Source organism: Flavobacterium sp., from assembly GCF_965277525.1.
GTDB lineage: Bacteria > Bacteroidota > Bacteroidia > Flavobacteriales > Flavobacteriaceae > Flavobacterium.
Window position 1 is genome coordinate 134,073 of the sequence record NZ_CBDIDC010000002.1, and the last position, 25,108, is coordinate 159,180.

The 25,108-nt window shown below is 32.2% G+C and carries 27 protein-coding genes and 1 pseudogene; 9 read left to right on the forward strand and 19 right to left on the reverse strand.

The window, feature by feature from the left end; genetic code table 11:
• Positions 1-65: 65 nt before the first annotated feature.
• The 7 genes from ACQY44_RS02775 to prfB all read right to left on the reverse strand — a co-directional run bounded on the left by ACQY44_RS02775 (position 66) and on the right by prfB (position 6,815).
• Positions 66-542 (reverse strand): hypothetical protein, encoded by a 477-nt coding sequence (locus ACQY44_RS02775; protein ID WP_428228903.1) that lies wholly within the window; start codon positions 540-542, stop codon positions 66-68.
• Between the two features lie 111 nt (positions 543-653).
• Positions 654-1,001 (reverse strand): hypothetical protein, encoded by a 348-nt coding sequence (locus ACQY44_RS02780; protein ID WP_428228904.1) that lies wholly within the window; start codon positions 999-1,001, stop codon positions 654-656.
• A gap of 120 nt (positions 1,002-1,121) precedes the next feature.
• Positions 1,122-1,544, reverse strand: coding sequence for a DoxX family protein (locus ACQY44_RS02785; protein ID WP_428228905.1), 423 nt, complete (start codon positions 1,542-1,544; stop codon positions 1,122-1,124).
• Positions 1,545-1,665: 121 nt separating this feature from the next.
• A complete protein-coding gene (locus tag ACQY44_RS02790) occupies positions 1,666-3,294 on the reverse strand; it encodes an acyl-CoA carboxylase subunit beta (RefSeq protein WP_428228906.1) in 1,629 nt (542 codons plus the stop codon).
• Between the two features lie 252 nt (positions 3,295-3,546).
• A complete protein-coding gene (gene lpxD / locus ACQY44_RS02795; RefSeq protein WP_428228907.1) occupies positions 3,547-4,545 on the reverse strand; it encodes a UDP-3-O-(3-hydroxymyristoyl)glucosamine N-acyltransferase in 999 nt (332 codons plus the stop codon).
• A 631-nt stretch (positions 4,546-5,176) separates the two neighbouring features.
• Positions 5,177-5,623, reverse strand: coding sequence for a peptide-methionine (R)-S-oxide reductase MsrB (gene msrB, locus ACQY44_RS02800; protein ID WP_428228908.1), 447 nt, complete (start codon positions 5,621-5,623; stop codon positions 5,177-5,179).
• Positions 5,624-5,716: 93 nt separating this feature from the next.
• Positions 5,717-6,815, reverse strand: a protein-coding gene (gene prfB / locus ACQY44_RS02805; protein WP_428228909.1) for a peptide chain release factor 2 whose coding sequence is annotated in 2 segments (ribosomal slippage) — positions 5,717-6,751 and positions 6,753-6,815 — 1,098 coding nt in all. Because the reading frame shifts where the segments join, the coding sequence is not laid out codon by codon here.
• A gap of 178 nt (positions 6,816-6,993) precedes the next feature.
• Between prfB and ACQY44_RS02810 the strand changes: the two genes are divergently transcribed.
• The 4 genes from ACQY44_RS02810 (at position 6,994) to ACQY44_RS02825 (ending at position 11,228) form a co-directional block, all read left to right on the forward strand.
• Positions 6,994-7,860 carry a helix-turn-helix domain-containing protein gene (locus ACQY44_RS02810; RefSeq protein ID WP_428228910.1) on the forward strand — a complete coding sequence of 289 codons (867 nt, stop codon included), beginning with the start codon at positions 6,994-6,996 and terminating at the stop codon, positions 7,858-7,860.
• A gap of 83 nt (positions 7,861-7,943) precedes the next feature.
• Positions 7,944-8,699, forward strand: a complete 756-nt coding sequence (locus tag ACQY44_RS02815; RefSeq protein WP_428228911.1) for an SDR family NAD(P)-dependent oxidoreductase — start codon at positions 7,944-7,946, stop codon at positions 8,697-8,699.
• Positions 8,700-8,997: 298 nt separating this feature from the next.
• Positions 8,998-10,053, forward strand: a complete 1,056-nt coding sequence (locus ACQY44_RS02820; protein ID WP_428228912.1) for a flavin monoamine oxidase family protein — start codon at positions 8,998-9,000, stop codon at positions 10,051-10,053.
• 155 nt (positions 10,054-10,208) lie between these two features.
• Positions 10,209-11,228: a threonine aldolase family protein gene (locus ACQY44_RS02825; RefSeq protein ID WP_428228913.1), complete on the forward strand. Its 1,020-nt coding sequence runs from the start codon at positions 10,209-10,211 to the stop codon at positions 11,226-11,228.
• Between the two features lie 152 nt (positions 11,229-11,380).
• Here ACQY44_RS02825 and ACQY44_RS02830 read toward each other — a convergent pair whose 3' ends face one another.
• Complete coding sequence (locus ACQY44_RS02830; protein WP_065447922.1) at positions 11,381-11,701, reverse strand: YbaB/EbfC family nucleoid-associated protein; 321 nt, start codon at positions 11,699-11,701, stop codon at positions 11,381-11,383.
• Between the two features lie 67 nt (positions 11,702-11,768).
• On the opposite strand from ACQY44_RS02830, the gene ACQY44_RS02835 reads away from it, so the two are divergent.
• The 3 genes from ACQY44_RS02835 to ACQY44_RS02845 all read left to right on the forward strand — a co-directional run bounded on the left by ACQY44_RS02835 (position 11,769) and on the right by ACQY44_RS02845 (position 16,287).
• A complete protein-coding gene (locus ACQY44_RS02835; RefSeq protein ID WP_428228914.1) occupies positions 11,769-13,904 on the forward strand; it encodes a S9 family peptidase in 2,136 nt (711 codons plus the stop codon).
• A gap of 70 nt (positions 13,905-13,974) precedes the next feature.
• Complete coding sequence (locus tag ACQY44_RS02840; protein WP_065447924.1) at positions 13,975-15,015, forward strand: PLP-dependent cysteine synthase family protein; 1,041 nt, start codon at positions 13,975-13,977, stop codon at positions 15,013-15,015.
• A 357-nt stretch (positions 15,016-15,372) separates the two neighbouring features.
• Positions 15,373-16,287, forward strand: a complete 915-nt coding sequence (locus tag ACQY44_RS02845) for a LamG domain-containing protein (protein ID WP_428228915.1) — start codon at positions 15,373-15,375, stop codon at positions 16,285-16,287.
• 285 nt (positions 16,288-16,572) lie between these two features.
• Here the strand turns inward: ACQY44_RS02845 and ACQY44_RS02850 are convergent, their stop codons facing one another.
• From ACQY44_RS02850 to ACQY44_RS02865, 4 genes are all read right to left on the reverse strand, one after another.
• Positions 16,573-16,908, reverse strand: coding sequence for a hypothetical protein (locus ACQY44_RS02850; RefSeq protein WP_428228916.1), 336 nt, complete (start codon positions 16,906-16,908; stop codon positions 16,573-16,575).
• 8 nt (positions 16,909-16,916) lie between these two features.
• Positions 16,917-17,081 carry a hypothetical protein gene (locus ACQY44_RS02855; protein WP_428228917.1) on the reverse strand — a complete coding sequence of 55 codons (165 nt, stop codon included), beginning with the start codon at positions 17,079-17,081 and terminating at the stop codon, positions 16,917-16,919.
• Positions 17,082-17,260: 179 nt separating this feature from the next.
• Complete coding sequence (locus tag ACQY44_RS02860) at positions 17,261-17,578, reverse strand: hypothetical protein (protein ID WP_428228918.1); 318 nt, start codon at positions 17,576-17,578, stop codon at positions 17,261-17,263.
• A 280-nt stretch (positions 17,579-17,858) separates the two neighbouring features.
• A complete protein-coding gene (locus tag ACQY44_RS02865; protein ID WP_428228919.1) occupies positions 17,859-18,404 on the reverse strand; it encodes a hypothetical protein in 546 nt (181 codons plus the stop codon).
• 395 nt (positions 18,405-18,799) lie between these two features.
• On the opposite strand from ACQY44_RS02865, the gene ACQY44_RS02870 reads away from it, so the two are divergent.
• Positions 18,800-19,342 (forward strand): DUF6939 family protein, encoded by a 543-nt coding sequence (locus ACQY44_RS02870; RefSeq protein ID WP_428228920.1) that lies wholly within the window; start codon positions 18,800-18,802, stop codon positions 19,340-19,342.
• A 12-nt stretch (positions 19,343-19,354) separates the two neighbouring features.
• Here ACQY44_RS02870 and ACQY44_RS02875 read toward each other — a convergent pair whose 3' ends face one another.
• Together ACQY44_RS02875 and ACQY44_RS02880 are read right to left on the reverse strand one after the other, a co-directional pair.
• Complete coding sequence (locus tag ACQY44_RS02875; protein ID WP_428228921.1) at positions 19,355-19,720, reverse strand: hypothetical protein; 366 nt, start codon at positions 19,718-19,720, stop codon at positions 19,355-19,357.
• 407 nt (positions 19,721-20,127) lie between these two features.
• Positions 20,128-20,667: a hypothetical protein gene (locus ACQY44_RS02880; protein WP_428228922.1), complete on the reverse strand. Its 540-nt coding sequence runs from the start codon at positions 20,665-20,667 to the stop codon at positions 20,128-20,130.
• Positions 20,668-20,893: 226 nt separating this feature from the next.
• On the opposite strand from ACQY44_RS02880, the pseudogene ACQY44_RS02885 reads away from it, so the two are divergent.
• Positions 20,894-21,049: pseudogene (locus ACQY44_RS02885) on the forward strand (DUF6939 family protein); the annotation flags it as partial.
• A gap of 16 nt (positions 21,050-21,065) precedes the next feature.
• Here ACQY44_RS02885 and ACQY44_RS02890 read toward each other — a convergent pair.
• The 5 genes from ACQY44_RS02890 to ACQY44_RS02910 form a co-directional block, all read right to left on the reverse strand.
• On the reverse strand, positions 21,066-21,428 hold the full coding sequence (locus tag ACQY44_RS02890; RefSeq protein ID WP_428228923.1) for a hypothetical protein: 363 nt from the start codon (positions 21,426-21,428) through the stop codon (positions 21,066-21,068).
• A gap of 496 nt (positions 21,429-21,924) precedes the next feature.
• Entirely contained in the window at positions 21,925-22,581 is a 657-nt protein-coding gene (locus tag ACQY44_RS02895; protein WP_428228924.1) for a hypothetical protein, read from the reverse strand.
• Between the two features lie 196 nt (positions 22,582-22,777).
• Positions 22,778-23,479, reverse strand: a complete 702-nt coding sequence (locus ACQY44_RS02900) for a hypothetical protein (RefSeq protein WP_428228925.1) — start codon at positions 23,477-23,479, stop codon at positions 22,778-22,780.
• A 133-nt stretch (positions 23,480-23,612) separates the two neighbouring features.
• Positions 23,613-24,230, reverse strand: coding sequence for a hypothetical protein (locus ACQY44_RS02905; RefSeq protein WP_428228926.1), 618 nt, complete (start codon positions 24,228-24,230; stop codon positions 23,613-23,615).
• 74 nt (positions 24,231-24,304) lie between these two features.
• Positions 24,305-25,000 (reverse strand): hypothetical protein, encoded by a 696-nt coding sequence (locus tag ACQY44_RS02910; RefSeq protein ID WP_428228927.1) that lies wholly within the window; start codon positions 24,998-25,000, stop codon positions 24,305-24,307.
• Between the last annotated feature and the right edge of the window lie 108 nt (positions 25,001-25,108).

A 25,108-nucleotide genomic window follows, 5' to 3' on the forward strand; every position in this document is an offset into this window, starting at 1 on the left:
GACAAATATCATGTATTGACCAAAAAAAAGAGACTCATAATGAGCCTCTTTCCTGAATTAAATAATTAACGTGAAATAGAATCCTGGATGATTTTATGCCATTTTTTTGCAAACTGATGATCTTGATAAACACTTATCTGTTTGATACGGTCATCATCGAAATCATAGAATGGTATTGTGATTTTTTTTTGACTTTCTTTTTCCTGAAATTCAAAGTCAATTTTAACAATGGTGTCTGAAGGCCCTTCGGTTGTTAAAACTAATTTACAGGAAGACACACTTTTTAGATCCAGATAAGTAGATTCTTGTTGATTGGGATTGAAATTCATCAGGATAAATCTTCTGTTTTTCTGATCTATTGTAAGTGTTTTGTTGCTTTGGGATTCGGTTAAATCGAACTCTTCAGGACGTGTTGGATTGAACTTCTTTTTTATGTTCAGAATTTTTGATTTGTTTGCAGCGCTCGATCGTGCTGAAAAATAAATTGGAATGGCTACTATGATCGCAATCACAATACCAATTATGGTTACACTTGTTTCCATTGTGTTTTTTAAATTTGGTAAATTATTATGAAACAGGACACGATTTTCAGAATAGAAAACAGGTCAACGGGTCAGGAAAAAGGATCTCCTGACTGAAAATTCATAAATCGTCTACCAGAAAAAATGGAAGGGATAGAGCATCAGAAGTACTTTTTTGCTCTGTGTTGCAAATTGATTTGCAAAGTTTGATGTTGATTTTACTGCTTTGTGCTGTGGAATCACCATCAATATTGCATCAAACCATTTTGTTAAGACAGAAGGGTTTGATTTTATATTTGCTGCAAATTGATAACTTGCCTGTGGTTGTATAAAAGCTAATGAATCGGCATGATCTATAGAAAAATTAGTATCTGTTTTTTGCGTTTCGCTTATTGGTATAACAGCTTCATTTGCCTGAGCAGCAAAAAAAGCAATTATCAAAAGTGATGCAAAAATGACAGTTTTACGAATCCAATTCATGGTGGCGAATTTAACTCATAAAATACAATTAAAGAAATTTTAAAGAATTAATTAACTTTAAAATTGTGGTTATTATTTATCCTCAATATTTTAATAAAGGAGTATTGAGGATAAACCAGTTTATTTTTGCATTTTGAAATAATAATCAGCTGAATGTTTTCCACTTCCATAAAATAGGAAGAAAATACAAACTAAAAGAACTACTATTGCCAAAAGTAAGCTTTGCGAATGCATATGTCCCATAAAATTAATTAGGATTGCCCCAAATAATATGGGCAACTGAGCGGCAATTGCCCAACGGGTAAGTAGTCCAAAAACGATCATAATACCACCAATCATATGGGCTGGTGCTATGTAATGTATAAGAAACATACCGCCGCCAAACTGATCAATTGGCGAAATTAAATCATGCAAATACTGAATATTGGTAATAAACCAAACTCCTTTCATAAATAAAAAAACACCCAAAACGATGCGTACTAAATCTACTGGTAAATAAGTGTGCGCATTTGCCCATTTATTTAATTTTTTTACATTTTCCATGACACTACGTTATTAAAAATTATACATAAAGTTACTAATTTTTAATGAGATAAGTGTTTTTAACGGCTTGAAAATGAGTTTTCTGCTAATGTTTTAACGTATTATGTGACTTTATGAAAAACTAGACCTGTATAACGCCCAGATTAAATGCTTTTTGAATAGGAGCGTGGTTGGCAGCTTCGATTCCCATTGAGATCCAGGTGCGGGTATCTAAAGGATCAATAATAGCATCTGTCCATAATCTTGAAGCAGCATAATAAGGCGAAGTTTGTTCGTCGTAACGTGCCTTTATTTTATTAAATAATTCAGCTTCCTTGGCTTCGTCTACGATTTCTCCTTTTGCTTTAAGCGAAGAAGCTTCAATTTGTGCCAAAACTTTTGCAGCCTGCGTTCCACCCATAACGGCAAGTTCGGCACTTGGCCAGGCAAAAATTAATCTGGGATCGTATGCTTTTCCGCACATGGCGTAATTTCCTGCCCCGTAAGAATTACCTACAATAACAGTAAATTTTGGAACAACTGAATTACTGACAGCATTCACCATTTTAGCACCATCTTTTATGATTCCGCCATGTTCAGATTTTGATCCCACCATGAAACCGGTAACATCTTGTACGAATACTAATGGAATTTTTTTCTGATTGCAATTGGCTATAAATCGGGTGGCTTTATCAGCGCTATCTGAGTATATCACGCCGCCAAACTGCATTTCACCTTTTTTGGTTTTTACCACTTTTCGTTGGTTGGCAACAATTCCCACAGCCCAGCCATCGATTCTGGCATAACCCGCAATGATAGTTTGACCATAACCATCTTTGTAAGCTTCAAATTCTGAATTATCAACCAAACGATTGATGATTTCCATCATATCATATTGTTCATTTCGGGCTTTTGGTAAAATTCCGTAAATATCTTTTGGCTCTAAGACAGGTTTTTCAGATTTGATTCGGCTAAAGCCAGCTTTGTCATAATCACCTATTTTGTCTACAATATTTTTTATCTTATCCAGGGCATCTTTATCATCTTTGGCTTTGTAATCTGTCACACCTGATATTTCACAATGAGTTGTTGCACCGCCTAAAGTTTCATTGTCGATACTTTCTCCAATAGCTGCTTTTACCAGATAGCTGCCCGCAAGAAAAATACTTCCTGTTTTATCTACAATCAGGGCTTCGTCGCTCATAATAGGTAAGTAAGCACCACCAGCCACACAACTGCCCATTACGGCAGCAATTTGAGTGATTCCCATACTGCTCATTTGTGCATTGTTTCTGAAGATGCGGCCAAAATGTTCTTTATCCGGGAAAATTTCATCCTGTAGCGGTAAATAAACACCTGCGCTATCTACTAAATAAATAATAGGCAGTCTGTTTTCCATGGCAATTTCCTGGGCACGAAGGTTTTTCTTTCCTGTTATAGGAAACCAGGCACCTGCTTTTACAGTAGCATCATTGGCAACAACAATACATTGTTTACCTCTTATATATCCTATTTTGATGACAACACCTCCGGATGGACAACCACCGTGTTCAGCGTACATTCCGTCTCCAACAAATCCTCCAATTTCAATACTTTTTGAACCTTCATCCAGCAAATAAGCAATACGCTCGCGGGCTGTCATTTTACCTTCGGCATGCAATTTCTCGATACGTTTTTCGCCGCCGCCCAATTTTACTTTGGCAAATCTTTGTTTTAAATCAGAAAGTAATAATTTATTGTGATCTTCGTTTTTATTGAAGTTTAAATCCATGATATATTGTTGTTTTTACAAAATAGTGTTGGCTAATTTACAAAATCAATTGAAACCCACATAATAAATATCTTCTTGTGATGAAATAAAAGTAAGTTGATGAAATCTAAATTTAATATATTTCAAAAGAAGAAATAAAGGGACTATTTTGAATTTTTGAAAATTAAATTTGGAATGATTCTAGTCTGGTTATAAGCAAAAAAAAACAGAAGTGAACTTCTGTTTTTGATATATAGATATATGTTAGTATTTTTATTTTTTAGAATCGCAAACCATTCGTTTCAAAATGGCCCATTGTTTTAGGGCATCACGAGCTTCTACAGCAGGATATCCTAACATTGTTTTTCCTGCAGCAACATCTCCAATTACACCTGAACCAGCACCAACGATAGCGCCATCACCAATAGTAGTATGATCTTTTATCGAGGCGCTTCCGCCAATAATTACACCATTTCCTAAGGTTACAGAACCTGCTAAACCGCTATTCCCGGCCATAATACAAAATTTACCTAATTTACTATTATGTCCAATTTGAACTAAATTGTCAATTTTGCACCCGTCTCCAAGAACGGTTGAGCTAAATTTTCCGCGGTCAACGCAGGTATTAGCGCCAATTTCAACTCCATTTCCAATAATTACATTTCCGATTTGCGGAATTTTAACCAAACCTTTTTCGCTACAAGGGCGGAATCCAAATCCATCAGCACCAATTGTTGCATTAGGATGAATGATACAGTCATTACCAATGTGACATCGTTCACGAACGACAGTTCCTGACCATATAATGGTATTTTTTCCAATAGTACATTCGTCCAGAATAGTAACATTAGGGTAGATAGTTGCATTTGCACCAATTTCGACTTTTGGTCCAATATAACAACCCGCCCCAATTCGAGCACCGTTACCAATTATGGCTGTTTCGTCAACCGTTGCAGATTTATGAATGTTATTATGAAATATTGGAGTAGGAGGAGCAAAAAGAGCTAAAATTTGAGACATTGCCAAATCAGCATTTTTTACCTTTATAAAGGCGCGATTGTCTCCGGGCTCAATTGAAATATCTTCGTTAACAACTGCAATAGAGGCTTTTGATAATTTCCAGAATTTCTCATACTTTTTATTTCCTATAAAAGAAATTTCAGAAGTTGTAGCTTTTTCTAATTGTTCTGTCGCTGTTACGCTTTGCGAAGTAGTGCCGTAAATTACACCATTTATAACTTCGTTGATTTCTTGGATTGAATAGGATTTCATCGAATGAATTTAATTGATTTAGGGGTTATTTCGCACCAAATAAAATCAATTAGATTTAAATTACCTAATCTTATTTTGAAGTTTTTTAAATAGTATTTTAAATAATAGTTTAAATATTACAAATTTAACATTAAATCTATTAATTTGTTGATTGTTTTCGCATTCTTCGCCGTTGTTATGGCTCTCAAATCAATTATTTGTAAGTTTTAAAGTGCTTTTTTATGGACTCGTAAATTTGATCCTTTTTATAAATCTATGCTTAGTTATCTCGTTTTAAATCAGTTATTTTAGATCTGTTTTTGACTTAAATTGGCGTTGTAATTGACTGAGGAACTAGTGTGGTATTTTGTAAGTTTCTATTGCTTTCAGGTAGAAATGATTTTTTTTGACTGGTTTTACGAAATTATTTAAAGGAAATAAGTAGGGAGGAGCGTTTAAATTTCCATTTTATTGGATCCGTTTTTAGCTTAATTTTTAATATTATTAAAATTGGTAAGTTAAATCTTAATCAAAAAGAAATTTAACCTTTTTTGCATTCCTTTAGAATTCTTTTTTCAAATTTCTTTTTTTAGAATAGAATGTAAATTAAAAAGCGATTCACTTATATTAGAAGGAATCGCTTTTAGAAAATTTATTCTTTTATTTTAGAAAGAGAAATAGCGTTGATACAATAACGTAAACCGCTTGGTTCAGGGCCATCGGGAAAAACGTGACCTAAATGTGCATCGCAGGTATTGCAAACTACTTCAACACGAATCATTCCGTATGACTTATCGGCATGATAGGCGATAGCATTTTCTTTCAGAGGCTGTGTAAAAGAAGGCCAGCCTGTTCCTGATTCAAATTTTTCGCTGGCATCAAAAAGCAAAGTCCCGCAGCATTTGCATTCATATATTCCGGGATCAAATAAACTGCAAAGTTCGGAACTAAACGATCTTTCTGTTCCTTTTAAACGTGTTACCTGAAATTCTTCAGTGGTTAGAATTTGTTTCCATTCTTCTGCTGTTTTCTCTACTCTTTTGTCCGGAACCGGATTTCCTTTATTCGTAAAACGAATTATGTCTGCCCATTTTATCATAACTTTTTTATTTAGTTTTCAGTTTGCGATTTTCAGTTGCAGTATTCACGGATTTTAAAGCTCCGACTGCGATTGAAAACTGCGACTAAAAAATTATTCTTCCTCTTTTTGTCCCATCATCATTAAAAAGGCTTTTAGAAATGGGTCAATATTTCCGTTCATTACGCCATCGACATCACTGGTTTCATAACCGGTACGAACATCTTTTACCAATTTATAAGGTTGCATTACGTAATTACGGATTTGCGACCCCCATTCGATTTTCATTTTTCCGGCTTCAATATCGGCACGTTGCGCTTGTTGTTTCTTCAACTCAATTTCATACAATTGCGAACGTAACATTTGCATGGCACGTTGTCTGTTGTCTTGTTGGGATCGTGTCTCTGAACATTGAATCTGAATTCCGGTTGGTTTGTGTACCAATTGTACTTTGGTTTCAACCTTATTCACATTTTGTCCTCCGGCACCACTAGAACGTGAAGTTGTAATTTCGATATCAGCAGGATTAATGTCAATTTCGATACTGTCATCAACAAGCGGATAAACATAAACAGATGCAAATGAAGTATGACGTTTGGCATTACTATCAAAAGGAGAGATTCTCACTAAACGATGTACACCGTTTTCTCCTTTTAAATATCCAAAAGAATAATCGCCTTCAAACTCCAGGGTAACCGTTTTGATACCGGCAACCTCACCAGCCTGAAAGTTAAGTTCTTTTATTTTGAAGCCGTAACTTTCTCCCCACATCATGTACATGCGCATCAGCATTCCAGCCCAATCACAACTTTCGGTTCCGCCGGCACCGGCAGTAATTTGTACTACGGCACTTAAGCTGTCTCCCTCATCAGAAAGCATGTTTTTGAACTCGATGTTCTCGATATGAGCTTGTGTGTTTTTATAATGCTCGTCTAATTCTTCTGCAGAAAGTTCTCCTTCTTTATAAAAATCATAGGCAAGCTGCAATTCATCTGTAAGTTCGATGGCCTTGTTGTAATCTTCGATCCATTTTTTCTTGTTTCGAAGGTTTTTTACAATAACCTCAGCTTCTTTTGCATTGTTCCAGAAATCTGGTGCGAAAGTCTTTTCTTCTTCGTTGGCAATTTCAATTAGTTTGGCATCAACGTCAAAGATACCTCCTCAACGCACCAAGGCGCTCCACAATACCTTTTATTTGTTCGGTAGTTGTCATAAATTAATAGTAGTTTTATTTGTTTTTTGAATGTTACGCTGATCTCTAAATTTGTCAAAAAAACTCCTTAGTAAAAACGTAATTTTGTTGTACAAAAATAAGATATAGTTTTTAGATTATTGCATTAATTTTAGCATATAAAAAAGAATACAAAAAGGCTGTAGTATAAAATCACCGTATGGAGCATATAAGTAATTACAACTTGCATAAAGACGATTTTTCGAAGTTACATTTCGAAATAAATGACGCTAAGCCGTATTTGCTTAAAAATTTAACGCACGCCACGATTCCACACAGACATAGTTTTTATCAGATTATTTGGTTTAAAAATGCAGGAAAGCATTATATTGATTATAAAATTATCGAACATCCTGAAAATACGATATTCTTTATCAACACCAATCAAATTCATTATTTCTGTCCTGATTCTTCAAACGAGGGATTTCTTTTTCATTTTAATGATTATTTTATATCTCAATTCAACCCCGAGTTTACCGAGCGTTTTTCGTTATCGGTTTTTAATGAAATAGGAAAACCATATTTGCAACTTTCAGAAAAAAATGCTGAAAGATTTTTGGTTTTAACCAAAGTTATTCAGGATGAAATAGCAATAAATGATATTTTTATGAAAGAACAGGTATATTCGATTTTTGCGAGTTTACTTTTTTTAATAGAAAGATTAAAAACTAAGGAAGCTAAAATTGATTTTACTTTAAATACAGATTTTAAACTGGCCTACTTGTTTAAAGAAGAAGTTTATAAAAGCAAAGAATCGTTTTTTAATATCGAGCATTACAGTAATCTACTTCATACCAATAATAAAAAACTCACCAGTGTTGTGAAACAATATTTAGGCAATACTCCGGCTAATATTATTATTTCGATTAAAATATTAGAAGCAAAAAGAAGATTGGCCAACGGAAAGTTTTCGATTCAGGAAATTGCTTATGATTTAGGATTTGATCAACCTACTTATTTTACTAAATATTTCAAGAAAGCAACCGGAATAACTCCAAAAGAGTTTCAATCGTCTATACTTCCGTAAAGTACCATTTGTAGTCTCTGTTTTGCCATTTTAAAAGAACAAATAGATAGAATTTTGTCGTGTTAATTTAAAAAACACAAAAAATGAAATCACAAGCATTAATAGTAGGCGGCACGACCGGAATGGGAAAAGCTACTGCAGCATTATTGTTGCAAAAAGGTATAGAAGTAATTATTGTAGGCAGAGCTGATAAAAATCTGGAAAGCACCAAGCAAGAATTAGCATTTTTAGGAGATATTAAAACTGTTGCAGTTGATTTATTGAATGAAAGTGAAGTCGAAAACTTTGCGGTTTCGTTACCAGCATTGATTCCTAATTTAAAATATTTGGTAAACGCCGCGGGATATTTTAGTCCGAAACCATTTTTAGAGCATACCAAACAAGATTACGATATCTATCATAACTTTAATAAAAGCTTTTTCTTTATCACGCAGGCTGCGGCTAAGATAATGAAAGAGAATGGCGGAGGATCGATTGTAAACATAGGTTCTATGTGGGCAAAGCAAGCTATAAAAGCAACACCATCGTCTGCTTATTCAATGGCGAAGGCAGGATTGCATAGTTTGACGCAGCATTTAGCAATGGAATTGGCAGATTATAATATTCGTGTAAATGCCGTTTCTCCGGCTGTTGTGGTTACGCCAATTTACGGATCGTTTATCGAAGAGGGAAAAATAGAAGAAACGTTGCAAGGCTTTAATAGTTTTCACCCTATTGGTCGTGTTGGTAAACCGGAAGATATCGCTAAAACGATTGGTTTTTTACTTTCGGATGAAGCTTCATGGGTAACGGGAGCTGTTTGGGATATTGACGGAGGTGTTATGGCAGGAAGAAATTAATTTTTAGAGTAAAATGTTAGATGTAATTTGTAAAAAGGTTGCTTAGTGCAAATAATAAAAGACTCAGGGAGTTTTTCGATTTATCGAAAGACTCTTTGTTGCATATGAAATCTTTGTGTGAAAATTTATTAAACACATAGAAACATAGATTTTATAGGTGTAAAAAGAAGATAAAAAGAAATACATTTCTTCAAATAGAAAAGCTATGTTTATTTAAAATAAGTGAAACGCCTTTTTTTAGTAAACGAAGGCTATGTTTCTATGTGTTAAAAATGTGCACAACGAATTAAAATATCAAATGAAACAAAGAATAACAATTTTAGGAGCCGGATTAGCCGGATTATTAACGGGGTATAGATTAAAGAAATTAGGATTTGAAATCCGGATTCTGGAAGCCAGAAATCGTTTAGGCGGAAGAATCTCAACTGTTGTTAGCGATAATAATACTTTGGTCGAAATGGGAGCAACCTGGTTTGGAGAACAACATACCAATCTTTTAGCATTATTAGAGGAATTGGAGCTTTCATATTTTGAGCAATTTATGAAAGGAACAGCTTATTTTGAAGCTTTTTCTATGTCGCCTCCGCAAATTATTGAAATCCCAACCGATAATCCGAGTTATAGAATAATGGGCGGGACATTTGCATTGATAAATAAACTAGCGGAATTTTTTAATGAAAATGAAATCATATTAAATGAGCAGGTAAAAGAATTGGACTTTAATGACAACATTGTCAAAATTATAACGCAGGATAAAATTTTTGAAGCTAATATTGTGATATCGACTTTACCGCCGGCTTTGTTGGTTAATTCGATTATGTTTAGACCACAAATTTCATCAGAATTATCGAGTATTGCAGAACGAACCCATACCTGGATGCAAGATGCTATTAAAGTGGCTTTGGTTTATGAAACTCCTTTTTGGAAACATAAAAATATCTCTGGAACTTTGTTTAGTAATGTAGGTCCTATAACAGAGTTTTATGATCAGTCTGATGCCGAAAATACTAAATATGCTTTGTGCGGATTTATAAATAGTAGTTATGCTCAATTTTCTGCAACCGAGAGAAAAGAAAAAATTCTAAGTCAGTTAGAACGATTATTAGGTAACGAAGCTCTGAAATATAAAAGTTACGAAGAAGTAATTTGGTCTGAAGAGGTTTTTACTAAAAATAAAATGCAGGAAAACATCTTTGTTTATCCGCACCAAAATAATGGAAATGCTATTTTTTCTCCGGCTTATTTTAATGAAAGGTTTTATATCTCAGGATCAGAGACTTCGCAATATTTTCCGGGTTATATGGAAGGTACAATTTTTTCGTCTAATAAATTGGTTTCTAAAATTATAAGGTAACTTTAGAATATTAATTTTAGATTTATATGTTTTTTGCAAATATTACGTTAATTTGGTTTAATTGTAATTGCTAGTTAAATTTTAGCAAAACTTGTTAAGAATAACTATCAGTAATACGTAATTTTGCTGTTGAAAAAAGATATACTTTTTAGAATATGGAAATAAATTTAATTAGCGATACCATTACCAAACCTACGCACGAAATGTTGCAGTATATGTTTAACGCTAACGTTGGCGATGACGTATACAGACAAGATCCTACAGTTATTGAGTTAGAAACCAGGGTAGCTGAATTTTTTGGGATGGAAGCCGGACTTTTTTTTCCGTCAGGTACTATGGCAAATCAAACTGCTATAAAATTGCATACACAGCCGGGAGAGCAATTAATTGCTGATAAATATGCCCATGTTTATAATTATGAAGGTGGAGGAGTTTCGTTTAATAGTGGAGTTTCGTGCTGCTTATTAGATGGAAACAGGGGAATGATAACTGCAAATCAGGTAGCGGCTGCGATCAACGATCCGGAGTTTTATCATAGTCCGTTGACGAGTTTGGTTTGTGTAGAAAACACTACTAATAAAGGTGGTGGCGCTTGTTATGAATTAGACGATTTAAAAGAAATAAAAAAGGTTTGCGATGCAAATAATTTAAAATTCCATTTGGATGGAGCCAGAATTTGGAACGCATTGGTAGCCAAGAGACAAAATCCAAAAGAATTTGGGGCTATTTTCGATACGATTTCGGTTTGTTTATCGAAAGGATTGGGTGCTCCAATTGGTTCGGTTTTATTAGGTTCTAAAGCCGATATTCACAGGGCGTTGAGAATCAGGAAAATATTAGGTGGCGGAATGCGCCAGGTAGGATATTTGGCGGCAGCCGGATTATATGCTTTGGCAAATAATATCGAAAGACTGGCAGAAGATCACCGAAGAGCTAAAGAAATTGCGGCAATTTTGAGTACAAAACCGTGGGTATCACATATCGAACCTGTAGAAACTAATATTTTGATTTTCTCTTTGGCAGAAGGCTACAGCGATCAGCTTTTGATTGAAAAACTAAAACAAAAAAATATTTTGATCAGCTCGATGGGACACAATAAGCTTAGGGTTGTAACTCATTTAGATTATAAAGAAGTAATGCATACTTATGTGGTTGAAACACTTCAGAAGTTTTAGGAAGAAGGTTCAAAGTAGCAAAGGTTCAGAGGGACAAAGGTTAAAAAAAGAAAGATGCATTATTAGTGCATCTTTCTTTTTTGATTAAAAAGGATTCAAAGTTTACAATGTCAAAAAAACTTTGAACCTTTGTTGCTCTGAACCTTTATACCTTATTTAAACAAATTATCCATTCCCGGAATCATTGGCATATCCATTTTTGCAACAGCATCAAGTTCTTGCTCGTTAACGCTTGTAGCTCTTTCTATTGCTTTGTTTAGCGTTACTACTAAGTAATCTTCTAATTGTTCCTTATCTTCAAGCAAAGAATCATCAATAGAGATTGATTTTACTTTTCTATTTGCAGTCAATGTTACTTTTAATAATCCATCAGCGCTTTGTTCATCAATTAAAACCGTGTCCAAACGCTTTTTAGTATCTTCAATTTTTTGTTGGGTTTCTTTAAGTTTACCCATCATTCCCATTAAATCCATTTTTGTTGATTTTAAATTATTTCATACAAAATTAGTATATTGCTTTATGATATCAATAGAATATTTTATGAAAAAATTAATTTGGTTCTGTTGTCTTTGTAGTATTTTTGCTGCTTCGTATTTAAAAACTAATGCTCAATCAATGCAAAACGATATAAAGGCCCCGCAAGCCAAAGAAATTCCCAAAACATTAAAAAAACATAAAGAAACAAGAGTCGATAATTATTTTTGGCTAAACGATCGCGAAAATCCTGAGGTTATCGATTATTTGAATAAGGAAAACTCTTATTACGAGAGTATGACCTCGCATACAAAAGGTCTTCAGGAAAATTTGTATGAAGAAATGAAAGCCAGGATTAAGGAAGATGATTCGTCAGTTCCTTATTTTTATAATGGCTATTATTATATTACCCGTTTCGAAACAGGTCAGGATTACCCGATATTTTCAAGAAAAAAGGGAAGCCTTTCTGCAGATGAAGAAATCCTGTTCAACTGTAACGAACTGGCAAAAGGACATGCTTATTTTAAACTGGGAGGCCTAAGCATAAGCCCTGATAACAAATTTGCCAGTTTTGGAGTAGACATTGTAGGAAGAAGAATTTACACGATTCAGATCAAAAACTTAGAAACAGGCGAAATCTTATCTGATAAAATCGAAAATGCTACTGGAGGATCAGTTTGGGCAAATGATAATAATACCATTTTCTATACCAAACAAGATGAGGTTACGTTAAGAGCTGATAAAGTTTTTAGACATAAATTAAACACGGAATCTGCTTCAGATGTTTTGGTTTTTAACGAGACTGATGATACTTTTAATGTTTCGATAAGCAAAGAAAAATCCAGAAAATACATCGTAATTGGTTCCGGAAGCACTTTAACCACTGAATACAGAATTTTAAATTCTGATACTCCGGATGGAGAATTTGTGGTGTTTCAACCTCGTGTACGTGGTCTGGAGTATAGTATCTCTCATTTTGAAGACTCTTTTTACATTCTGACGAATAAAGACAAGGCAACTAACTTTAAGTTGATGAAAACGCCTGAAAATAAGACAGGAAAGAAAAATTGGGTAGATCTTATTCCGCATCGCGAAGATGTTTTGTTAGAAGATATCGAAATTTTTAAAAACTACCTTGTTGTTGAAGAGCGCTCAAATGGTTTAAACCATATTCGTATCATGCCATGGAATGATGAACCTGATTATTATCTTCCTTTTGGCAGTGAAACCTACAATGCTTACACGACCACTAATATTGATTTTGATACAGATGTTTTGCGTTATAGTTATCAATCGCTTGCAACACCTTCGTCTGTAATTGATTTTAATATGAAGACTAAAACCAAAGAAATCTTAAAAGAGCAACAGGTTTTAGGCGGTAAATTTGATAAAGAGAATTACATCGAAGAACGTGTTTGGGCCACTGCCAGAGACGGTGTAAAAGTGCCTATTTCGATGATTTATCGTAAAGGACTGCAGAAAAATGGTAAAAATCCGTTATTGCTGTATGCTTATGGTTCATACGGAATTACAATGGATACTTATTTCTCATCGACAAGGCTTTCATTGTTAGACCGTGGTTTTGTATATGCAATCGCCCATATCAGAGGAGGAGAGGACTTGGGAAGACAATGGTATGAAGATGGAAAACTGTTAAAAAAGAAAAATACCTTTACAGATTTCATCGATTGCTCTAAATTTGTAATAAGTGAAAATTATACATCTCCTGAGCATTTATATGCTGAAGGAGGATCTGCAGGAGGACTTTTGATGGGAGTTATCGTAAATGAAGCCCCTGAATTATATAAAGGAGTTATTGCTCAGGTGCCTTTTGTAGATGTTATTACAACTATGCTGGACGACAGTATTCCGTTAACAACCGGAGAATATGACGAATGGGGAAACCCAAATAATAAAAAATATTACGATTATATGTTATCCTACTCACCGTATGATAATGTAAAAGCGCAAAACTATCCTAACATGTACGTTTCTACCGGATTACACGATTCGCAGGTACAGTATTGGGAGCCTGCTAAATGGGTGGCAAAGTTGAGAACTCTAAAAACAAATAAAAATCTTTTATTTTTAGATACCAACATGGATGCCGGACATGGCGGCGCTTCCGGGCGTTTTGAGGCTTTAAAAGACTTAGCAAAGGAATTTAGTTTTTTATTAGATTTAGAAAAAATTAAAAGCTAATTAGAAATTTTTTGTTAAATTTGCAACCTATCAAGGTTATTTGAAAATGCCTTTGATTAACTATTTTTTTATGAAAGAAGAAATAAACGCTTATAATAATGTTTTAGAGTTAATAGGTAATACCCCACTTATTAAGCTAAATAAAATTACCGAAGAGTTAGAAGGTAATTTCTACGCAAAGGTAGAAGCTTTTAATCCAGGACATTCCTCAAAAGATAGAATAGCGTTATATATTATTGAAGAAGCTGAGAAAAAAGGAATCCTAACACCGGGTGATACTATTATCGAAACGACATCCGGAAATACGGGATTTAGTTTGGCGATGGTAAGCATTATAAAAGGTTATAACTGTATTTTAGCAGTAAGCTCAAAATCATCCAAAGATAAGATTGACATGTTGAGAAGTTTAGGAGCAAAGGTTTATGTTTGTCCCGCCCACGTTTCAGCAGATGACGAGCGATCTTACTACAATGTTGCCAAACGTTTACACGAAGAAACAAAAGGCTCCGTTTACATCAATCAGTATTTTAATCAATTAAATATTGATGCGCACTATAACACTACAGGTCCTGAAATTTGGGAACAAACAAAAGGACAGATCACACATCTTGTGGCTTGTAGCGGAACTGGAGGAACAATTTCCGGAACTGCAAAATTCTTAAAAGAGCAAAATCCAAATATTAGAATTCTAGGTGTTGATGCTTTTGGGTCCGTATTAAAGAAATACCACGAAACAAGAGAATTCGACAACAAAGAAATTTATCCGTATCGTATTGAAGGTTTAGGTAAAAACCTGATCCCATCTGCTACAGATTTCGATATTATCGATAAATTCATCAAAGTAACAGATGAAGAGAGTGCGCACTCGGCCAGAGAGATTACGCGTAAAGAAGGTTTGTTCGTAGGATATACTTCCGGAGCTGTAATGCAGGCAATCAAACAATACGCTGAGGAAGGTGAATTTACCAAAGACAGTAATATTATCGCTATTTTCCCGGATCACGGTTCTCGCTATATGAGTAAAGTATTTAGTGATGACTGGATGAACGAACAAGGATTCTTTGACAGTGTCAATGAAGAAGAAGTTCAGAAAATTGAATTTGTAAAGTAAGTTTAAATTACTTTTTAAAGATATAACTCCATTCGTTTAGCGAATGGAGTTTTTTTTTGTAAAAATGGCTTTACAAATATGTTATAGCGATGTTCCTTTTTTGGTAATTTTTATTATTTAAATAAGAATAACGTATTTATATGTAATGAGTGTTTGGTAATATTGAATTAAAATTATAGTTTTAACAAAAAATATGAAAGTATAATTAAATTTAATTAAGAGTTCAAAATGATCAATTTTGGTTATTTGACGATTATTTAGGTTTGTTGTCGAGTAAATTTTTGCTGATATACATTATAATATAGTTTAGTATTATTAAAAGATACACTTTCTTAAAATCCCCTAAAATCTGTGAATATGAAAAAATTATTACTGACATTAATGTTTGTAAGTTTTTTAAATGCTAATGCCCAAAATCCAGTTCAGGAATTCAATTTCAACGGAACTTTAAACAATACTGATAATACAATATCCTTTTTAGGAACCCCAAATTTTGTGAATGACAGAATGGGTGTTGCCAAGGGAGCGCAAAGACTTACTAATAAAGTTTTGCAAGGTGTAGTAGGGGATCTTCCACAGGATAATAAACCACGATCTATATCTATATGGGTAAAATTTAATAGTGTTGCTTCAGCAAATTATATTTTAGGTTATGGCACTCCGTTGAGTACTCAATATTTTGGTTTGCTGCAACAAGCCGCTGCCTCAGGCAATTCGGATCTAAGTTTAGTGGGCTGGGGAGATAATAATAATGTTATAGCTTCAGTTCCACTGGTAAAAGACGTTTGGTACCAATATAGTATTACTTATGATGGTAATGCTTCAAAAATATACCGTAACGGCGAGTTATTAAAGTCTGTTGAAGGGATTTCACGTTTAACGAAAGGTTATATTTTAAGATTAGGAGCATTAAGCACAACCACCGGAATCAATGCTGATGTAGACGATCTCAAAATATATAGTGTCGCTATGACTGCAGAGCAGGTTCTGGAATCGTATAACAGTTCGAAACCTGCTACTGCAGTTGTGGCCGAAAATGTTCCGGCTTCTAACACAGTCAAAAAAGCTGTTGCACCCTCAACAAAAGCTGTAATTGCAACAAAAACGGCAATATCAGTTCCTGCAACTACTACGGAAGCCAATACAGGTTCTAAAAATGTTGAGGTTTTCTCGCAAGGCAGAAAAATAATAGGAAGCAATGCTTCTAATATTGCAGATTTACCGGAGGGAACTTATTTGTTGAAAATTACCAACAATCCGGCAAAAAAATAACTTCCAATTTTATTTATATATTAGACAATTTCTAAATGGTAAAAGCCTTCTGAAAATTATATTTTAGAAGGCTTTTTTTATGGTTTAGTATTTAAATTATATCAAGTAAGAAATATGAATTAATGCATTGGTATTTAGTGTTAAAAATTTTTACATCAATAATTAATGCTATTACAAATTATAAGTAATTTAAATTTACCAATTTCCATTTGTAATGTTTGATATAATTCTAACCTGATTACAAATAAAATATTCTTTTAGATTAATATCTAATTCCTTCGTTTTTTAGGGCAGTTTTGGTTTTCTGTTTTTTTCTAGTATTACTTCCTCTTCACCCATATTTCCTGAAAATTTTTTGTCCTTTAAGCTTTCTTCTCTTTTTCTTAGTTCTTCAATTTGAGAATCTTTTGATAGAGAGTTCCATTTTTTTTCTCTTTCGTCATCTTTGTATTTTTCTACAATATCAAGAATTAAATTTAATTGATTTCTTTCAATTAGTATTTTGGAAATTATTTGCCAATCATCATTTTTTTTAGGAAATTCCATTGCTATTTCTACCAGAATAGTTATAATTTCAGGAGTAAGTATTTCAGGTAATTTATTAGGATCTATTTTTTTCATAAATATAATTATCTTATTGGTTTTACTAATTCTACAAAATCTACATAATACCATGGAGTTTTACCATCAGCATCAAATATTTGATTACCATTATTGTCTAAAACCGGAATTGGATTATCAGTTTGCCTAAAATAACCTTCATTCATTAAACCCGCTCTGCGAAGTCTTCTCAATCACTAAAATAGTAAATGTTTAGGTGCTGTGCGAAGTCTCCCGACTTCGTACCCAATCCAATAATCCAGAAAGAGAATCAAAAAATATTTTGCAACGGAATATAGCTACGGGTACGAAGTCGGGAGACTTCGCACAGCAATTGCGAACACTTCGTAGAGCGGGAAAAGTATTTTTACTATCATCGAGTAAGATCATCAAATTTAACTTGTAAACGTGCTCTTAAATAAACGTGAAATTTCTCGAAAAACAATTTAATATCAGCCTCAGAATAACGCTCTTTAAATGGTGAATCAACTATTGATAAACAGTAATTATCTTGAGTTAAAGCGAAGTCAAGACATTTATATAGCATTTCCCAATATTCCAATGTTCCTGTTTTTAATAAGTGCTCCCAATAATCATCTTCAAACACTTTTTCATTATTCAATTTATGATGATGATAATAAATAAAATGAACCGCCATCCCTAAATATTTTTGAAGAGTTTTTACTTCCATTTTAGTAAATTTATTTATTTTAAGATTATTTATATTCGTCACCCGCTCTGCGAAGTTTTCTCAATCACTAAAATATTTAATGTTTAGGTGCTGTGCGAAGTCTCCCGACTTCGTACCCAATCCAATAATCCAGAAAGAGAATCAAAAAATATTTTGCAACGGAATATAGCTACGGGTACGAAGTTGGGAGACTTCGCACAGCAATTGCGAACACTTCGTAGAGCGGGAGCTAAACCATGATTTTTTCTTACAAAATAATTAAGGGTAAATAAACTAAAAATCATTTATTCTGCTCAGCTTCCCATCTCCCAAGTTTTTTCCTTTTTTCGATTTGATGTAATGCTAATTCTTTTATTTTCTCATCTTCTGATTGTGATATTTTTTCTAATGCTTCAATATTGTATGGCTCAGGCTGTGCGCCAATGGCATAGATGATTTTTCGAATAAAAGGATATTTAAGGTCCTCATCATGTTTGTAAAAATCAGGTAATTCTGAGATTATTTTGATTAAATAATTTATACTATTTTCATCATTATTGTAATATTGCTGTAATGATGTAATAATTTGTTCATGATCATGATGCCAGTATTCTAATAAAAAAAAATGCAATAGTTTTATGAAATCATTTTCCGACATAGAAGTTGGAAATCTCCACAATATTGCGTTAAATCTTCTGTTAAAAACAGAATCATTTTTGGACTCTAATAGCAATTGTTTTAGCTCTTTAAAACTTGCTTTGTAAGGAAATATAGGTAATAATTCCTCTCTACTAATTCGAAAATTTTTATGAAAAATCTCCCAATCTTTATCCGATACTTTTATCATTTTTTTACTCTTGGTATTACTTCAAAAAACAAAATACTTTTATTAAATTCTGCGAATGCTTCTGATTTTCCTAATGCAATATTGACTTGACCTATATTTTCTAACGCGCTTTTATCATGGGATCCCGCTCTGCGAAGTCTTCTCAATCACTAAAATAGTAAATGTTTAGGTGCTGTGTGAAGTCTCCCGACTTCGTACCCAATCCAATAATCCAGAAAGAGAATCAAAAAATATTTTGCAACGGAATATAGCTACGGGTACGAAGTCGGGAGACTTCGCACAGCAATTGCGAACACTTGGTAGAGCGGGGCTTATCATTGTAAATACTTTTGTTTGTGAGACAAAAATAAAAGATATATTTTAGCTATGTATTGCACAACATAAAAAAAAATAAAATGTCTATATTTATTTGCCACAAAAGAAAATCAATTCAAAATATACAAAAAGAATATCCAAATTCTGAAATAGTTGATGTAACATCCAAGGCTGCGAATGATTACGTAAAATTCAGTCCTTTTTATCCTATTGGGAATATTCCAATTCCTTTTACAGATAATCGTTATAGTGAATCTGTTGAAGGTATTTGGCAAGGTCTAAAAGTATTTGAAGATTACGGAATTGATGAATCAAAGTTTTTGGTGAAGAATATGAAAAACTTAAAACGAACTACTAGAAAATATGGTATTGTTTTAGGGCATCAAAAAGGAATAGACAATTCAGAACTTTTAGATTATTATAGTGCGAGATTAAATATATATGTTCCCTCTTATGAATATGTATTAAAGAATCATCTTAATGATTTAGTGGAAGAGTTGAAAATAATTTCTGCCACTAAATCATTGGTATTATTAGATTATGAAACAAATACAGATCTTAAAAATATAACAAAACCTCTTTCTCACGCAAGTCTTATTAAAAACTTTATAGAGAATAACTAATTCATTTAATTATTAAAACTCCAACTGTTTGAGAGGGGTATTAAAATGTGGGGCATCATCTGGATTAGGATTTAAGCACATTTCTATTGCAATACTCAAATTATAAATCAATTCATTATAGATATAATATTTTTCGTCATCATCTTTATATAATCCTAAATCGTAATATAATCCTGGTACTATAGTCATTAAATAATATAGTATATCTTTAGGAACATTTTCTCTATATTTCCAATCGGCTTTTAATTCTTCTAAAATTTCATATAATTTATTTAACAGAATAGGGTCAATTCCATCTCTAATATGATATTTAATCAAAAAGCCATTATCTTTATTAAAAAGAAATTGTTCAATGTTTTCAGCGGTTATTTGTGACATATTAATTAATTTATGATTTTAAAAGCTGTAGTTGGAATTTCGTCAATAATAATTAAAAATTCAAAAGATTTTTTCGCGTAGCCTTGTACTCTTGGCCCTCCTAAAAAGGTTTTTCTTATACCCGCTTTGCGAAGTCTTCTCAATCACTAAAATAGTAAATGTTTAGGTGCTGTGCGAAGTCTTCCGACTTCGTACCCAATCCAATAATCCAGAAAGAGAATCAAAAAATATTTTGCAACGGAATATAGCTACGGGTACGAAGTCGGGAGACTTCGCACAGCAATTTCGAACACTTCGTATAGCGGGTAATTACTTGATTTATAGTGTTCTAAAAAAAACTGCGCAAAGTATAGAAACAATTGCGCAGTTTTTTATGAAGTCATTTCGCAGAGCGATGTAATTTTAAATTATTCATCATCCTCAGCTTCCCATCGACCAAGCTCTTTTCTTTTTTCAATTTGATGCAGTACTAATTTTTTGATCTCTTCATCGTCCGTTTGTAAAAGAGTTTCTAATGCTTCAATGTTATACGGTTCTGGTTGTGCACCAATAGCATAGATAATTTTTCGAATAAAAGGATATTTAAGAGCTTCATCTTCATAAAATTGTGGAGGTGAAGCAAGTAGTTGCATTAAATATTGTATGTTATTTTTATCTTTGTTAAAAAAAAATTGAAATTTTCTAATTATTGTTTCATGATTATGATGCCAATTCTCTACTAAAAAGAATTGCAATAGTTTCATAAAATCACTATCCGGCATAGAAATCGGAAATCTCCACAATATATCAGTAAACCGTGTATCGTATATAGAATCAGTTTTTGACTCTAGTAACAATTGTTTTAATTCCTCATAATTTGCTCTATAGGGAAAGATGAGAAACAATTTGTCTCTACTAATTTCATAATTTTTATCAAAAATCTCCCAGTCTTTCACTAATATTTTCATAATTATTTTACTACTTCAAAAAACAATATATTTTTATTAAACTCCCCGTTCTGCGAAGTCTTCTCAATCACTAAAATAGTAAATGTTTAGGTGCTGTGCGAAGTCTCCCGACTTCGTACCCAATCCAATAATCCAGAAAGAGAATCAAAAAATATTTTGCAACGGAATATAGCTACGGGTACGAAGTCGGGAGACTTCGCACAGCAATTGCGAACACTTCGTAGAGCGGGATCATCTTAATGATTTAGTGGAAGAGTTGGAAAAAATTTCTGCCACTAAATCATTGGTATTATTAGATTATGAAACAAATACAGATCTTAAAAATATAACAAAACCTCTTTTTCACGCAAGTCTTATTAAACGCTTTATCGAGAAAGAATAATTATTGATTTACTTTTTTAAAGCCCCAACTCCTTAAGAGGAGTATTAAAATGCGGGTCATCAATATCGGGATTTAAGCACATTTCAATTGCAGTGTTTAAATTATAAATCAATTCATCATAGGTATCATATTTTTCTTCATCATTTTTATAAATTTCTAAATCTCTATATAAGACAGGTATTATTGATACTAAATAATATAGTATGTCTTTAGGTACATTTTTTTCAAATTTCCAATTCTTTTTTAATTTTTCCAAGATCGCATAGAATTCATCTAATAAAATAGGATCAATTCCATCTTTGGAATGATACTTTATTAAAAAACCGTTTTCTTTATTGTAAAGAAAATTTTCAATTTGTTGTGCAGTTATTATATGCATATTTATTTAATTTATTTGTTTGAAAGCTGTAGTAGGAATTTCATCAATAATAATTAAAAATTCTGAAGAACTTGCTGCAAAATTTCTTGTAGATTTTGCTTTTATAAGACTATTTCTCACTCTCTGCTTTTCATAATGCAATATTGACTTGATCTATATTTTCTAACGCACTTTTATCATGGGACTCAGTTTTAAATAGAAAATAATTTCTTATTTGATTGTCATTATTCTCTGATACTGAAACATAATTTTTTTTCTATTATTTGATCTTTTAACTTGAAAACTTCTTGATTTTTTTCAAATACAATTATATTTTAAGTTGGAATAAATCGCTTGGTATTTGTTGAATTTTTACTTGTTTATGTTTCATTTTATTTAAAAATCAAGTTATAATTTTTGTTAACGAAAGAAGCTTTTATAGAGAATGCTTTTGGAGTGGGGGATATCTATTTTAAATTACCAGTTTTGCTGGTCAACTACTATTGTAGTGTAATTGTTAGATTTCTATTTTTGCTATATATTCATGTATGTTAAATTCGAGATTTGGATTTTCATTATATTCTCTTTTTAATACTTCTTTGGACAAAAAAATATTGTAGCCTTTTTGTAAAGTCCCTCTTTCATGAAATTCGTTAACTAATAAACTTTCGTTTTCCCATTCCAAATTTTCATTTATTTTTTTTAAAACAGCTGGTAATCTACTAAAGTTTAAGTTATATCGCTCTAAATTCCAAACATATGAATAATTCTCTTCATTAAAAGACATCGGCAACCAAACATCAGACTTTGTTGCTAATACGAAACTTTGCTGGAATGTACGAAAACTTTCTAGACAAAATATATCAGAGTGAATTTCCTCACCCTGATCTGTATAAATAACAGTATCACCGTTTATACCAAATTCAAAACAATCCTGCAAATAGTTGTCTTTTTCAATTAAAGCAATCAATTCTTCTACACTACTATAATTCAATATTTCGTTTTTACCTTCTAATGATCTTGGAATAAAAAGTTGAGATTCAATAAGAATAGTTAACAAAGTTTTCAAATCTGATGAAATTTCCGGGTATGGTACTATGTCGTAATTATAATCGTATTTATTACTGTCAAAATGCCAACTCCCTCTTAATTTTCTTGGTAAATAAAGTTTCATATATCTGCGATTGAGTTTTTAGTTAGAGGAGTTTATATTTGTTTTGAATCGAAATGCTTCTGAATATGATGATGAGCCTACAATGCGCATCGTGTGTTCGCTAGCTTGCGGATGGGAAGTTAAATTGACTTTGTAGAATTTTTTTTTTCGCGTTCACGAGCATGATGCTCTCGCCAGCGTGGGGAAGATGAAAAAATTACTCAAGAATATAACTCAAAAACTCATCTCTCTTATCATAAGAAATATCATAATGCAAAGATTTTAATATCATAGTGTTCCAGGGTTTCCATTCATCAGAAAGTTCAGTATTAGTTATCTTATAATGTTCTAAAATTCCTTCTACAAAATAATCCTTTAAGAGTAAATCTAAAATTCTTTCTTTTTCATCTTTTATAAGAACTATTTTGTATTCTAAATTATTCTTTTCACCAATGTGGAAAGTAAATACACCACTGTCCCATGAACTTAAATATTCTAAATCACCATCTGAATCATATTGGGTAGGAACAAGATTATTATCTTTCTCATATTCAAATATCATCGACATCATACGTTCATTTACCCATTGGTAAAAAACGTCCGCTCCTTCTAATAAATCTTGTTTTTCTTTTTCTGAATCCCAAAAGTACTTTTCTGAATATAAGCCTTCAGTATTAATTTCCATTATAACGGAATTGAATTTATCTTTTGTTGAGAATAAAGAATTATAAAGTTCATATATTTCATCCAAAAACTCTCGATACTCTTTAGGCTTAGGTCTGAAATAAACTTCCTCTTTATTCTTAATTTCGTAAAATCTTGTACTTACTTTTTCTTTGTTTAATTTGATAATTATGATAACGTTGTTAGTCTCAACGTAATCTTTCACAACTTCTATTAATTTATTAGTTGACTCCATTTTTTTTCGGATTTTTGAACCAATTATATACTAGTGAATCTGTAGTAGGGATTTGGCAAGGCTTACTTTATAGAGAACAACTAATGATTTCATTTTTAAAGTCCTAACTCTTTAAGATACTTGTTGCTCTGGTCTAATCGTACTCTTTAAGTTTTTGCAACATTTTTATTTTTGCGGTTGCTTTCAGATTGGTATTAAATTCAAGATAATCCAGAGGTAAATTTATTTCAAAACGTTTATCAATCATAAATAAGCTCTTTCTAAATTCTATACTAATGGAGAAGTGTGTTGTTTTGGTTTTGACATTATACCACAAATAAATTCCAGTTCTATCATTTTGAGCATGATTATATAGAAGTACGTCTTTTCCATTTACATTAAGAAAGTAATTATAAAATATTTCAGAAGGGTCTTCGTAATCTCCTGCATATGAATTTTCTATTTCGAAGTTGTATTTAATTACACTTTCTTTCCAAACTGCAAGATCACTTTTGTTTCTGTGAAATTGTAAGTTTTTCTTTTCTAGTTCTTCTGACCATATTAATCTAATGTAATCTAATTCTAGAAAATCATATGAAGATAGAAAAGCAGCTATCAATTTAAATACAGTTTCGTAATTCAATTGATCACCAGCAAAATTCCCTTCAAAAGTTTGAATAAAAAGTTCTCTATTATCAATTGTAGTAACTAATTCGATTGTCTCGTTGTAAAACCAGTTAAGCCATTCTTTAGTTACTTTTAATTTGTTCATTGACTATTTAGGTTTAAGTAGTATTTACGATGAGATTTAATAACAATATTAAATAAAAAAACAATCCTTTTTATTTAGTTTATTTTAAAGTATGTAGTTGTAAATTGATTATTTGCTTTTTGAAGCATTTCCATTTCTACTTGATTTGTATCATAATCCTGGCCTCTGTAAATCCATCTGAAAATATTTGGATAAAGCAGCTCATCAACAATAGTTTTTTTATCTATTACTTTTTCCTCCTCTAAATCATATACAAAACATGAATTAGAAAAGGACTGAATAACTTGAATTTGCTTTGAATTCATTAAATATGCCCATTCTATATCAATATTGCTTTCAAATTTTATTTTTTTAATTTCCAGAGTTAAGAGATCCGTTAAAACCAAACTTCTTTTATTAATTAGTAAGTGTTTTTCAGGATAAAAAAAGCTCCCTACCAAACTATCTATAGTTGTATTTCCGTTTTCTCTAAAATATACTTTTAAGCTTTTTTTTGTATAGTCTAGAGTATTAAGTAAATAAAAATCGGCACACGGAATAAAAGCAAAATTTTTAGAGGGATGTTCTATTTCAATTTTTTCATTCAATAAACATTGAATTTTTTTTGTTAAAAATAATTCCTCCGTTTTATCTTTGCCGTCAATCAACAAATAATAATATACAAGTTGTTGTCCTCTGTTAGGTTCTTCCCAGCCTATATATTTAAGCTCTATTCTTTTATTTATTGTTTTAAATAAACTTAAATTTTCAATTTGCTTTATTTGTATCATATCTATTTGCAAATAGCTTTTTTATTACGGGTAAATATTTGCTTGTGTTAGATTTTATATAGTTAAATTTAGCTTTCGGGGGCATTATATTTTAAATATCCTATCTCC